General features: G+C 70.9%; 12 protein-coding genes. 8 read left to right on the top strand and 4 right to left on the bottom strand.

The genetic code is table 11. The annotated features are described in order from the left end of the window. The first annotated feature begins 25 nt into the window (after positions 1 to 25). Genes ACFY7C_RS35705 through ACFY7C_RS35695 form a run of 3 tightly spaced genes read left to right on the top strand, consistent with a single transcriptional unit; the run spans position 26 to position 3,085 of the window. Positions 26 to 1,477, top strand: a complete 1,452-nt coding sequence (locus tag ACFY7C_RS35705; protein ID WP_389659451.1) for a menaquinone biosynthesis decarboxylase — start codon at positions 26 to 28, stop codon at positions 1,475 to 1,477. Further along, positions 1,474 to 2,376: a menaquinone biosynthesis prenyltransferase MqnP gene (gene mqnP / locus ACFY7C_RS35700; protein WP_389659448.1), complete on the top strand. Its 903-nt coding sequence runs from the start codon at positions 1,474 to 1,476 to the stop codon at positions 2,374 to 2,376. Before ACFY7C_RS35705 ends, mqnP begins: the two co-directional genes overlap by 4 nt. Before the next feature lie 22 nt (positions 2,377 to 2,398). Beyond that, positions 2,399 to 3,085 (top strand): UbiX family flavin prenyltransferase, encoded by a 687-nt coding sequence (locus tag ACFY7C_RS35695; protein ID WP_389659445.1) that lies wholly within the window; start codon positions 2,399 to 2,401, stop codon positions 3,083 to 3,085. On the opposite strand, the gene ACFY7C_RS35690 is transcribed toward ACFY7C_RS35695, so the two are convergent. Next, entirely contained in the window at positions 3,082 to 3,222 is a 141-nt protein-coding gene (locus ACFY7C_RS35690) for a hypothetical protein (protein WP_389659442.1), read from the bottom strand. The genes ACFY7C_RS35695 and ACFY7C_RS35690 overlap by 4 nt on opposite strands. A 114-nt stretch (positions 3,223 to 3,336) precedes the next feature. On the opposite strand from ACFY7C_RS35690, the gene ACFY7C_RS35685 reads away from it, so the two are divergent. Together ACFY7C_RS35685 and mqnE are read left to right on the top strand one after the other, a co-directional pair. Continuing rightward, positions 3,337 to 3,792 (top strand): Lrp/AsnC family transcriptional regulator, encoded by a 456-nt coding sequence (locus ACFY7C_RS35685; RefSeq protein WP_356697096.1) that lies wholly within the window; start codon positions 3,337 to 3,339, stop codon positions 3,790 to 3,792. Between the two features lie 69 nt (positions 3,793 to 3,861). Beyond that, positions 3,862 to 5,025 (top strand): aminofutalosine synthase MqnE, encoded by a 1,164-nt coding sequence (gene mqnE, locus ACFY7C_RS35680; protein ID WP_389659439.1) that lies wholly within the window; start codon positions 3,862 to 3,864, stop codon positions 5,023 to 5,025. A gap of 39 nt (positions 5,026 to 5,064) precedes the next feature. Here the strand turns inward: mqnE and ACFY7C_RS35675 are convergent, their stop codons facing one another. Further along, entirely contained in the window at positions 5,065 to 5,598 is a 534-nt protein-coding gene (locus tag ACFY7C_RS35675; RefSeq protein WP_389659436.1) for a GNAT family N-acetyltransferase, read from the bottom strand. A gap of 108 nt (positions 5,599 to 5,706) precedes the next feature. Between ACFY7C_RS35675 and ACFY7C_RS35670 the strand changes: the two genes are divergently transcribed. The 3 genes from ACFY7C_RS35670 (at position 5,707) to ACFY7C_RS35660 (ending at position 9,717) form a co-directional block, all read left to right on the top strand. After that, positions 5,707 to 5,973, top strand: coding sequence for a DUF4229 domain-containing protein (locus tag ACFY7C_RS35670; RefSeq protein ID WP_389659433.1), 267 nt, complete (start codon positions 5,707 to 5,709; stop codon positions 5,971 to 5,973). A gap of 383 nt (positions 5,974 to 6,356) precedes the next feature. Continuing rightward, entirely contained in the window at positions 6,357 to 7,685 is a 1,329-nt protein-coding gene (locus tag ACFY7C_RS35665; RefSeq protein ID WP_389659431.1) for a dicarboxylate/amino acid:cation symporter, read from the top strand. Between the two features lie 154 nt (positions 7,686 to 7,839). Then, on the top strand, positions 7,840 to 9,717 hold the full coding sequence (locus ACFY7C_RS35660; RefSeq protein ID WP_389659428.1) for an AMP-dependent synthetase/ligase: 1,878 nt from the start codon (positions 7,840 to 7,842) through the stop codon (positions 9,715 to 9,717). Here the strand turns inward: ACFY7C_RS35660 and ACFY7C_RS35655 are convergent. Beyond that, entirely contained in the window at positions 9,638 to 10,975 is a 1,338-nt protein-coding gene (locus ACFY7C_RS35655; RefSeq protein WP_389659425.1) for an ATP-binding protein, read from the bottom strand. The two genes, ACFY7C_RS35660 and ACFY7C_RS35655, sit on opposite strands and share 80 nt — an antisense overlap. Beyond that, positions 10,972 to 11,631, bottom strand: coding sequence for a response regulator transcription factor (locus ACFY7C_RS35650; protein ID WP_389659422.1), 660 nt, complete (start codon positions 11,629 to 11,631; stop codon positions 10,972 to 10,974). Before ACFY7C_RS35650 ends, ACFY7C_RS35655 begins: the two co-directional genes overlap by 4 nt. Positions 11,632 to 11,657: the final 26 nt, after the last annotated feature.

Genomic DNA, 11,657 nt, shown 5'->3' with positions numbered 1-11,657 from the left:
TATCGGGTGACCGATACTTGCCCCTATGGCTTACGACGATCTCCGCTCGCTGCTCAGGGCGCTGGAGCGCGAAGGCGACCTCAAGCGCATCAAGGCCGAAGTCGATCCGTACCTGGAGGTCGGGGAGATCGTCGACCGGGTCCAGAAGTCGGGGGGCCCGGCGCTGCTCTTCGAGAACGTCAAGGGCTCCTCGATGCCCCTGGCGATGAACGTCTTCGGCACGGACCGGCGCCTCCTCAAGGCCCTGGGCCTGAAGTCGTACGACGAGATCAGCGAGAAGGTCGCCGGTCTGCTCAAGCCGGAGCTGCCCAAGGGCTTCATCGGTGTCCGGGAGGCCTTCGGCAAGCTCGGCTCGATGGTCCACGTCCCGCCGAAGATGGTGAAGGACGCCCCGGTGCAGGAGGTCGTCCTCACCGGCGACGACGTCGACCTCGACAAGCTGCCCGCGCTGTTCACCTGGCCCAAGGACGGCGGCTCCTTCTTCAACCTGGGCCTCACCCACACCAAGCACCCCGAGAACGGCATCCGCAACCTCGGGCTCTACCGCCTCCAGCGCCACGACAAGCGCACCATCGGCATGCACTGGCAGATCCACAAGGACAGCCGCAACCACTACCAGGTGGCCGCCCGGCGCGGCGAGAAGCTGCCGATCGCCATCGCCTTCGGCGCGCCCCCGGCCGTCACGTACGCCTCGACGGCGCCGCTGCCGGAGGACATCGACGAGTACCTGTTCGCGGGCTTCCTCCAGGGCAAGCGGGTCGAGATGGTCGACTGCAAGACGGTGCCGCTCCAGGTCCCGGCGGACGCCGAGGTGGTCCTGGAGGGCTGGCTGGAGCCCGGCGAGATGCTGCCGGAGGGCCCGTTCGGCGACCACACCGGCTTCTACACGCCGCAGGAGCCCTTCCCGGCCCTGAAGATCGACTGCGTCACCATGCGGAAGCGTCCGCTGCTCCAGTCGATCGTGGTCGGCCGCCCGCCCACCGAGGACGGCCCGCTCGGCCGCGCCACGGAGCGCTTCTTCCTGCCGCTGCTCAAGATCATCGTCCCGGACATCGTGGACTACCACCTGCCCGAGTCCGGCGGCTTCCACAACTGCATCATCGTGGCGATCGACAAGAAGTACCCGAAGCACGCCCAGAAGGTCATGAACGCCATCTGGGGCGCCCACATGCTCTCGCTGGAGAAGCTGATCGTGGTCGTCGACGCCGACTGCGACGTGCACGACTACCACGAGGTCTCCTGGCGGGCGCTCGGCAACGTGGACTACTCCCGTGACGTGCTGATCACCGAGGGCCCCGTCGACCACCTCGACCACGCCTCCTACCAGCAGTTCTGGGGCGGCAAGATGGGCATCGACGCGACGCGCAAGCTGCCCGAGGAGGGCTACACCCGGGACGGCGGCTGGCCGGACATGGTCGAGTCGGACCCTGCGACGGCGGCCCTGGTGGACCGGCGCTGGAAGGAGTACGGGCTGTGACGACCGCGGCCGTTCCCGGCGCGCAGCCGGGCCGCACGAAGGCCTTCCTGCGGCTGGTGATGATCGAGCACTCGGTGTTCGCCCTGCCCTTCGCGTACATCGCCGCGCTCACCGCGATGTACGAGGAGGACCGCAGCGTCCACTGGGTGCGGCTGCTGCTTGTCACCGTCTGCATGGTGGGCCTGCGGACCTTCGCGATGGCGGTCAACCGGATCATCGACCGCGAGATGGACGCCCGGAACCCCCGGACGGCGCAGCGCGAGCTGGTCACCGGCGCGATGTCGGTGCGGCACGCCTGGGTCGGCGCGCTGATCGCCCTGGTCGTGTTCCTGGGCGCGGCGGCGCTGCTGAACCCGCTGTGTCTGGCGCTGGCGCCGGTCGCGGTGGTGCCGATGGTGGTCTATCCGTACGGCAAGCGGTTCACGAACTTCCCGCAGGCCATCCTGGGCCTGGCGCAGGCGATGGGGCCGGTCGGCGGCTGGCTCGCGATCTCCGGGGCCTGGTCGTGGGAGGCGGTGGTCCTCGGCCTCGCGGTCGGTGTGTGGATCGGCGGCTTCGACCTCATCTACGCCTGCCAGGACGTCGACAGCGACCGCGAGACCGGGGTCGGCTCGGTGCCGGCCAGGTTCGGCGTGCCGGCGGCCGTGTGGGGCGCGCGGGTCTGCCACGTGGTGACGACGGCCCTGCTGGTCTGGTACGCGCTGCTGACGGACGCGGGCGCGTTCTTCTGGGTGGGTCTGGTGATCGTGGCGGCGGCGTTCTGCTACGAGCACGCGATCGTGAAGCCGCGCGATCTGTCGCGGCTGAACCGGGCGTTCTTCACGGTGAACGGCTTCATCGGCATCGCGCTGTTCGTGTGCGCCCTGCTTGACCTGCTGGTGCGCGGGCTCACCCCGTAGGTGGCCGGATAGGCTCGTCGGCGTGGAGCCGGTAGAGAAGCAGCAGCGTCGTCCCTGGGTGGTCGGGGTGTCCGGGGCGTCGGGGACCCCGTACGCCGCCTCCGTGCTGCGGGGGCTGCTCGCGGCGGGGGAGAGCGTGGATCTCGTGGTGTCGCGGGCCTCGCGGCTGACGCTGCTCGACGAGACGGGGGTCTCCTTCCGGGACGCGCACTGGCGCGAGGACCTGGCGACCTGGCTGGCGCGGGGCGCCGACGGGAAGCCGGACACCTTCGCGGTGGACCCGGAGCGGCTGGCCGACGTGCGGTACTGGGCGGCCGGGGACCTGGCCGCGGGGCCGTCCTCGGGGTCGTACCCGGTGAAGGGGATGCTGATCGTGCCGGCGTCGACGGCCGCCGTGGCGGGGGTCGCGCTCGGTCTGTCGAAGGATCTGCTCCAGCGGGCCGCGAGCGTGATGCTCAAGGAGCGGCGTCCGCTGGTCGTCGCCGTGCGGGAGACCCCGCTGAACGGGCAGACGCTGCGGCACATGGTGGCGCTGGACGAGGCGGGCGCCGTGGTGCTGCCCGCCTCTCCGGCGTTCTACGCGGGGGCGACGCACATCCAGGATCTGGTGGACTTCGTCGCCGGGCGGGTGCTCGACGCGGCAGGGGTGCCGCACGGGCTGTACCGCCGGTGGGAGGGAGAGCTCGGTGGAGCCCTGCCCGGTGATTAGCGCTTCTTGGCGGCGCGCTTGCGCGCGGCGCGCTCCGAGGCGGCGGACGGCTGGTGGGCACGCGAGCGGTTGGCCAGCTCCTGCAGCTCTCGCATACGGGCGTAGGCCATCTCGATCGTGTACACGGTGAACACCACTCCTGAAGATCGTCTTTGATCTGAATGAACGATTCACAGGGTGTCGGACCCTGTGTACCTTAGATTCTATACCTAAACTCGCGGTATCGCTGGACAATGGAAGGCTTCATACCTATGGACGCCGTGGACAGGCAGCTCATCCAGGCCCTGCGCGAGAACGGCCGCGCCTCGTACGCCGAGCTCGGCCGGCTCGTCGGGCTCTCCGGCCCCTCCGTCACCGACCGCATCAACCGTCTGGAGGCGGCCGGCGTCATCACCGGCTACCGCGCCACCGTCGACGCCGCCTCCCTCGGTCTCGGCGTCACCGCCCTCATCGGCATCTCGCTCTCCGACGCCGCCGACCACGAGGACGTGGCCCGCCGGCTCAAGGACCTGGCCGAGATCGAGGACTGCTGGTTCATCGCCGGCGACGACTCGTACATGCTCAAGGTCCGCGCCAACGACGTCGACGGCCTGGAGAAGACCATCCGCCGGCTCAGCGGCACGAAGGGCGTCTCCCGCACCCGTACGACGATCGTGCTCTCCACCAAGTGGGAGAACCGGGTCGGGGATCTGCCGGAAGAGGGCTGACCCGCAGCGAGTACGGTGGTGGGGCCTGATTCACGGGGATCGACGGAAGAGAACGGAAGGCGGCCGGAGATGGACGCTGGGCTCAAGCGCGAGCTGGAGCAGAAGGTGCTGGCCGGGGAGCGGCTGAGCCGCGAGGACGGCATCGCCCTCTACGACTCCGACGACCTCGCCTGGCTCGGCGGCCTGGCCCACGAGGTCAGGACCCGCAAGAACGGCGACGTGGTCCACTTCAATGTCAACCGGCATCTGAACATGACCAACGTCTGCACCGCCTCCTGCGCCTACTGCTCCTTCCAGCGCAAGCCGGGTGAGAAGGACGCGTACACCATGCGCATCGAGGAGGCCGTGCGCCTCGCGAAGGCGATGGAGAACGAGAACCTCACCGAGCTGCACATCGTCAACGGGCTCCACCCCAACCTGCCGTGGCGCTACTACCCGCGCTCGCTCTCCGAGCTGAAGAAGGCGCTGCCGAACGTCTCGCTCAAGGCCTTCACCGCCACCGAGATCCACCACTTCGAGACCATCTCGGGCCTGACCGCCTCCGAGATCCTCGACGAGCTGATCGAGGCCGGTCTGGAGTCGCTGACCGGCGGCGGCGCCGAGATCTTCGACTGGGAGGTCCGGCAGCACATCGTGGACCACCGCACCCATTGGGAGGACTGGTCCCGGATCCACCGCCTCGCGCACGAGAAGGGTCTGAAGACCCCGTGCACGATGCTGTACGGCCACATCGAGGAGCCGCGCCACCGCGTGGACCACGTGCTGCGGCTGCGCGAGCTCCAGGACGAGACCGGCGGCTTCCAGGTCTTCATCCCGCTGCGCTACCAGCACGACTTCGTGGACATGCAGGACGGCAAGATCCGCAACAAGCTCCAGGCGCGGACGCAGATGGCGACCGGCGCCGAGGCGCTGAAGACCTTCGCCGTCTCGCGGCTGCTCTTCGACAACGTCCCGCACGTCAAGGTCTTCTGGGTGATGCACGGCGTCCAGACCGCTCAGCTGGCGCTCCAGCACGGCGCGGACGACATGGACGGCTCGGTCGTCGAGTACAAGATCACCCACGACGCCGACAACTACGGCACCCCGAACAAGCTGACCCGGGACGACCTCCTGGAGCTCATCCGGGACGCCGGCTTCCGGCCGGTGGAGCGCAACACGCGCTACGAGGTGATCCGCGAGTACCCGGGGCCGGACGCGGAGCGCCGCGAGTCGCCGCAGCCGATGCGCGTCTGACGCGCCGGATTCTGTTCCTGGACGCGCCGGACTTCGTTCCTATCGGAGCGGAAGCAACATGATGATGTCGTCGCGGTCGTCGCCCGGGGCCACCCGGATGGCGGCCGGGACGCGTCCGACCTCCTTGTAGCCGGCCCGCGCGTAGAACGCGTCGACGCCGGTGCCGCCGCGGCAGGTGAGCCGGATCGCCTCGATGTGCTCGAAGCCCTCGGCGGTGCGGGCCGCCTCCTCGACCGCCGCCATCAGGTCGAGTCCGTAGCCCTTGCCCTGGTGCCCGGGGTGCACCATCACCGTGTACAGCCACACCCAGTGCGTCATCAGGGGGTGGCTGTTGTACGTGAAGAAGGCGGTGGCGGCGACTTCGCCGGCCTCGTCGCGGCCGACGAGCAGGCGCGTGGTGCCCTCGGCCATGGCGACCAGGTGCCGGAGCAGGGCGGGCCGGATCTCCTCCGGTGTCACCGGGGGGACGAACCCGACGGCGCCGCCCGCGTTGGAGACGTCCGCCCAGAGGGCGAGGACGCCGTCGCGGAGGGCGGGGTCGACGGCCGGGTCCAGCTCGAACGTAAGGGTCATAGGTCAAGAGTATCCATTACTTTGCCTGCGGCTCAAGGGTCGGCGACCGGGCACGGCGGGGGCCGTGCTTCACTGGAGGGACGCTTGTCCTGTACGGGAGGGACTCACATGCTTCGCTACAGCCTGATGCGCCTCGGTATCTTCGCCGGCAGCTTCCTCGCGCTCTGGGGCCTGGTCTACATCGGCGTGCTGCCGCGCGGCCTCGGCGACTCCAACCTGCTGTGGGTCCTCCTGCTCTCCGTCGTCGTCTCGGCGCCGCTGAGCTTCGTGCTGCTGCGCAGGCAGCGCGACGAGCTGAGCGAGCGGATCGTGGCGAAGGTCGACCGGGCCAAGGGCCGCCTCGAGGCGAACCGCTCGGCCGAGGACGCCGCGTAAGCGGCGCGAGGGCCGTGTAAGGCTCGCGTAAGTTACGTCACAACCTCATACATCCCGGACACCCCGGGCTGGAGCTTCGAAGGCTCCTGCCTGGGGTGTTCTGCGTTTCGGAGGCCTTCGGGGCCGTAGAAGCCTCAAAGAATGGCTTTGAGGTTCTCAAAGTTCAAGTGTTAACGTGTCGGGCATGAAGACAGCAGTGCGCCTCCTCGATGCCGCGAGCACCCCGCTCGTGGCGCGCCTGCATGTCGATCTGTGCCGCTGTATGTCCGCGGTCTGTTGCCGCGCGCTCTGACCCGGCATCATGCAGCGGCCCGCGTGTTTCGCGCGAGTGTGCCGCACCCCCGTCCCCGTATTTCCCCGATACGCACCCGTGGAGTGTGTCTGTGTCCGCGTCCGCGTCCGCGCCCGTGACGAAGTCCCCGTCCCGCATACCCAAGGTCCCGTTCTGGGCCCAGATCGTCGCCGGTCTCGTCATCGGCGTCCTGCTCGGCTGGCTCGCCCGCAGCCAGGACATCGGCTGGCTCAAGGAGACCCTGACCCAGGTCGGCGGCATCTTCGTCCAGCTGCTCAAGCTGGCCGTCGCCCCGCTCGTCTTCTTCGCGATCCTGGTCTCGATCACCAACCTCCGCAAGGTCAACAACGCGGCCCGCCTGGCCGCCCAGACGCTGGTCTGGTTCATGATCACGTCGCTGATCGCGGTCGGCATCGGCCTCGCCATCGGCCTGATCACGAATCCGGGCTCCGGCACCGGCCTGACGCCGGCGGACGGCAAGCGCCCCGAGCACCAGGGCAGCTGGATCGACTTCCTCACCGGCATCGTCCCCACCGACGTCATCACGCCCTTCACCGAGCTGAACGTCCTCCAGATCGTCTTCATGGCCGCCGTCGCCGGCATCGCCGCCCTCAAGCTCGGCGACAAGGCCCAGCCGATCCTGTCCCTCTCCGAGTCGGTCCTCGAACTGCTGCAGAAGGCCCTGTGGTGGGTCATCCGACTGGCCCCCATCGGCACCGCCGGCCTCATCGGCAAGGCCATCGTCACCTACGGCTGGGACCTGATCGGCAAGTACGCCACCTTCACCGCCGACGTCTACATCGGCTGCGCCCTGGTCCTCTTCGGCGTCTACCCGCTGCTGCTCGCGACGGTCGCCAAGCTCAACCCGCTCCAGTTCTTCAAGGGCGCCTGGCCGGCCATCCAGCTCGCCTTCGTCTCCCGCTCCTCGGTCGGCACCATGCCGGTCACCCAGCGGGTCACCGAGCGCCTCGGCGTCCCGAAGGAGTACGCCTCCTTCTCCGTGCCGTTCGGCGCCACCACGAAGATGGACGGCTGCGCCGCGATCTACCCGGCGCTCGCCGCGATCTTCATCGCGCAGATCTTCGACGTGCAGCTGGGCATCAAGGAGTACCTGCTCATCGCCTTCGTCTCGGTGATCGGCTCGGCGGCCACCGCCGGTCTCACCGGCGCGACGGTCATGCTCACCCTGACCCTGTCCACGCTCGGCCTCCCGCTGGAGGGCGTCGGCCTCCTCATGGCGATCGACCCGATCCTGGACATGATGCGCACCGCCACCAATGTCGCCGGCCAGGCCCTGGTCCCGGTGATCGTCTCGGCCCGCGAGAAGATCCTGGACGTCGACGCGTACAACTCGGCGTCGGCGTCGCCGGTGGACGACTCGCGCGACGAGCGCGAGGTCGCGGTGCCGGCCGCCGCCTGACCCGTACGCCGGCCTGTCGGCCGACCCGCACCACGCACCGCGCCCCGGACCGCCGAATGGTCCGGGGCGCGGATCTGTCCAAACGGCGTACGGCACCCTAGATTTACTCGGAAGTAAGGTTACTGACCGGTTCTCGACGTCCGAGGAGCCGCACGTGCCCGTCTCCGAGTTCCAGCCCGAACCGCCCGAGCTGACCGTCGTCGACGGGACCGTACGCGAGGCCGCCGTACCCGCGCTCGTCCCACCCGTGCGACGCGGCTCCCTCGCCGACCTGCCGTACGACACCGCCCGCGAGGAACCGGCGGCGGCGCTCTTCTCCCGCAAGCGGCCCGACGGCACCTGGGCGGATGTCACCGCCTCCGCCTTCGCCGCCGAGGTGCACTCCGTCGCCAAGGGGCTCATCGCCCAGGGGCTGCGGCCCGGCGACCGGCTCGCGCTGATGTCCCGCACCCGCTACGAGTGGACCCTGCTCGACTTCGCCGCCTGGGCCGCCGGGCTGATCACCGTCCCCCTCTACCCGACCTCCTCCGCCTACCAGACCCGCTGGATCCTCCAGGACTCCGGCGCCGTGGCCTGCGTCGTGGAGGACGCCGCCCAGGCCCGGCTCGTCTCCACCGAACGGCGCCAACTGCCCGCCCTCGGACACCTGTGGGCCCTCGACACCGGCGCCGTCGACCAACTGCGGCGGGCCGGCGCCCGGGTGGCCGACCAGGCCGTCACCGCACGGCGCGGACTGCTCACCCCGCAGACCCTCGCCACCCTCGTCTACACCTCGGGCACCACCGGCCGCCCCAAGGGCTGCGCCCTGACCCACGCCAACTTCTTCGCGGAGGTCGACAACGCCGTCGCACTCCTCCATCCCGTTTTCCGCTCGGTGAGCAAAGAACCCGCCTCCACCCTGCTCTTCCTGCCGCTCTCGCACGTCTTCGGGCGGATGGTCGCCATCGGCTGCGTCCGCGCCCGGGTCCGGGTCGGACACGCGCCGTCCGTCGAGAGCGACGAACTCCTCGCCGACCTCGCCTCCTTCCGGCCGACCTTCCTGCTCGCCCTGCCCTACGTCCTGGAGAAGGTCTTCCACACCGCCCGCGCCACCGCCGAACGCTCCGGCCGCGCCGGGACCTTCGACCGCGCGGCCCGGGTCGCCGAACGCTACGGGCACCAGCCCCGGCCCTCACTCGGCCTGCGCGCCGCCCACGCGCTGTACGAGCCGCTCGTCTACAAACGGATCCGGGCCGTGCTCGGCGGCCGCGTCCGCCACGTCATCAGCGGCGGCTCGCCGCTCGGCGCGCGCCTCGCGGAGTTCTTCGCCGGCGCCGGCGTCGAGGTGTACGAGGGATACGGCCTGACGGAGACCACCGCCGCCGCCACCGTCACCCCGCTCGCCGGGCCCCGCCCCGGCACCGTCGGCCGGCCCCTGCCCGGCACCGCCGTACGGATCGCCGCCGACGGCGAGGTCTGGCTCAGGGGCGGCCACGTCTTCGCCGGCTACTGGGACGCCCAGCGCGGGGCCGCCCTGCCCCACACCGACGACGGCTGGTTCCCCACCGGGGACCTCGGCGCCCTCGACGACGAGGGCCATCTGCGGATCACCGGCCGCAAGAAGGAGATGATCGTCACCTCCGCCGGCAAGAACGTCGCTCCCGCCCCGCTCGAGGACTGGCTGCGCGCCCACCCCCTGGTCGCCCAGTGCATGGTGCTCGGAGACCGCCGCCCGTACGTCACCGCCCTGATCACCCTGGACCACGAGGCACTGCTGCACTGGCGGCGGATGCGGCACAAGGACCACCTCGCGCTGTGGGAGCTCGCCCGCGACGAGGACCTGCTCGCCGTCGTCCAGCGGGCCGTGGACGACGCCAACCGGCTGGTGTCGCGGGCCGAGTCGATCCGCGCCTTCCGGGTCCTCACCACCGAGTGGTCCGAGGCCGGCGGACACCTCACGCCCTCCCTGAAGCTCAAGAGGAGGGCGGTGCTGCGGGACTTCGCCCGGGAGATCGACGCGATGTACGCGGAGCGCCCGCCTCCGGGAACGTGACCCGGACGGTCAGCCCGCCGCCCTCCGCCCCGGTCCCGGCCGTCGCGGTCACCTCCGCCCCATGGGCGCGGGCGATCGCGTCGACGATCGAGAGCCCCAGGCCCGCGCCCTCCCCGGGGCCGTGGGTGCGCTCGTTCAGACGGCGGAACGGCTCGAAGAGCAGCGGGACCGTGCCGGGCGGCACCACCGGCCCGGTGTTGGTCACCTCGATTCCTTCCGCTCCGACACGAATGACCACCCGGCCGTCCGGCACGTTGTGCCGCATCCCGTTCGCGAGCAGGTTGTGCAGCAGCCGGTCCAGCAGCACCGGGTCCCCCTCGACGGCCAGCGGACCGGCCCGTACGACCATGGCCACCCCGCGCCGTTCCGCCTCGCCCGCCAGCGCGGCCGCCGCCTGCCGGGCCAGCTCGTCCACCGCCACCCGGCGCCGCTCCCGCAGCCCCTGCTCGGACGTCGCCAGGAGCAGCAGCCCCTCGATGATCCGCTCGCTGGAGTCGGCGACCTCGATCAGCTTCGACCGGATCCGCGCCACCCGCTCCGGGGACGGCTCGCCCGCGAGGCCGATCTCCGCCGCCGCCCGCTGCACGGCCACCGGTGTGCGCAGCTCGTGCGCCGCGTTCGCCGCGAACCGCTGCTGGGCGGCGACCAGCCGCTCCATCCGCCCGAGCATCTCGTCGAAGGTGTCCGCCAGCCGCTTGAGCTCTCCCGGCGGGCCGGCGAGGGCGATCCTCTCGTGCAGGTTCTCGCCGGACAGGCGGCGCGCCGTGTCGGTGATCACGGCGACCGGGCGCAGCACCCGGCCCGCCACCCACCAGGCGACGATCACCGACAGCAGCGCGTACACGAGGAAGACGGTCACCGAGACCGTCAGGAGCCGCTCGAGGGCGGCGGACTCGGCGGCGTCGCTGACGGACCGGGTGATCGCCAGCGCCGCCCGGGGCACGGTGCCGGGCGGCACCGGACCGGGGCTCGCGGGCACGGCGCTCGGGTAGTCCGTCGGGAAGGCGGTGGGGTACGCGGTCGGCAGGTCCTCGAGCCGCCGCGCCGGTACGGCGGTGGTGACGGCCATGCTGATCGACGAGTACAGGCCCTCCTTCACCAGCACGTACACCACCCCCGTGAGCAGCGCGCCGGCGATCACCAGCAGCCCGCCGTACAGCGCGGTCAGGCGGGTTCGTTCCCCTCCGAGCGGAACGAAGGCGGACGGGCCTTCCGCGCGCGGGCGGGGTCGGCCGGGCCGGCGGGGTCGGCGGCTCATGACGCGATCCGGTAGCCCGTGCCCGGGACCGTCTCCACCACCGGAGGCTCGCCCAGCTTCGCCCGCAGCTTGCTCAGGGTCACCCGGACCGCGTTGGTGCGGTAGCTGGTGTGCTCCTCCCACACCTGCTCGATCAGGTCCTCGCCGCTGACCACCGCGCCCTCGGCCCGCAGCAGCGCCTCGAGGACCCCGAACTCCTTGCGGGACAGGTGGAGATGGCGGCCGTCGCGACTGGCCTGCCGGCGGGCGGTGTCCAGGACGATCCCGGCCCGTTCCAGGACGGGCGGCAGCGCGGGCCGGGCGCGCCGCCCCAGGGCCAGGACGCGGGCGAGCAGCTCGTCGTACGCGAAGGGTTTGGCCAGGTAGTCGTCGGCGCCGAGCCCGAGGCCCTCCACCCGGTCGCGTACCGTCCCGGCGGCCGTCAGCATCAGGACCCGGGTCATCAGCCGCTGCTCGACCACCCGTCGGCACACGTCGTCGCCGTGCATCCCCGGCAGGTCCCGGTCCAGGACGAGCACGTCGTACTCGCCGAGCCGCAGCTTCCGCAGCGCCTCCAGACCGTCGGCCGCCACGTCCACGGCCAGCGCGGCGCGGCGCAGCCCCTCGGCGATCATCTCCGCGAGGAAGGCCTCGTCCTCCACCACCAGTACGCGCATGGCCCCTGTGTATCCGAAAGGGACCT

This window comes from Streptomyces sp. NPDC012769, from assembly GCF_042901205.1.
Lineage (GTDB): Bacteria > Actinomycetota > Actinomycetes > Streptomycetales > Streptomycetaceae > Streptomyces.
This window is presented reverse-complemented; position numbering and strand designations above follow the sequence as displayed.

What these genes read in the sequence shown, in the direction of transcription:
- ACFY7C_RS35655 (WP_389659425.1), bottom strand. Translation starts at nt 10,975, where the DNA reads ATGAGCCGCCGACCCCGCCGGCCCGGCCGACCCCGCCCGCGCGCGGAA.
- mqnE (WP_389659439.1), top strand. Translation starts at nt 3,862, where the DNA reads ATGGACGCTGGGCTCAAGCGCGAGCTGGAGCAGAAGGTGCTGGCCGGG.
- ACFY7C_RS35675 (WP_389659436.1), bottom strand. Translation starts at nt 5,598, where the DNA reads ATGACCCTTACGTTCGAGCTGGACCCGGCCGTCGACCCCGCCCTCCGC.
- ACFY7C_RS35650 (WP_389659422.1), bottom strand. Translation starts at nt 11,631, where the DNA reads ATGCGCGTACTGGTGGTGGAGGACGAGGCCTTCCTCGCGGAGATGATC.
- ACFY7C_RS35670 (WP_389659433.1), top strand. Translation starts at nt 5,707, where the DNA reads ATGCTTCGCTACAGCCTGATGCGCCTCGGTATCTTCGCCGGCAGCTTC.
- ACFY7C_RS35685 (WP_356697096.1), top strand. Translation starts at nt 3,337, where the DNA reads ATGGACGCCGTGGACAGGCAGCTCATCCAGGCCCTGCGCGAGAACGGC.
- ACFY7C_RS35705 (WP_389659451.1), top strand. Translation starts at nt 26, where the DNA reads ATGGCTTACGACGATCTCCGCTCGCTGCTCAGGGCGCTGGAGCGCGAA.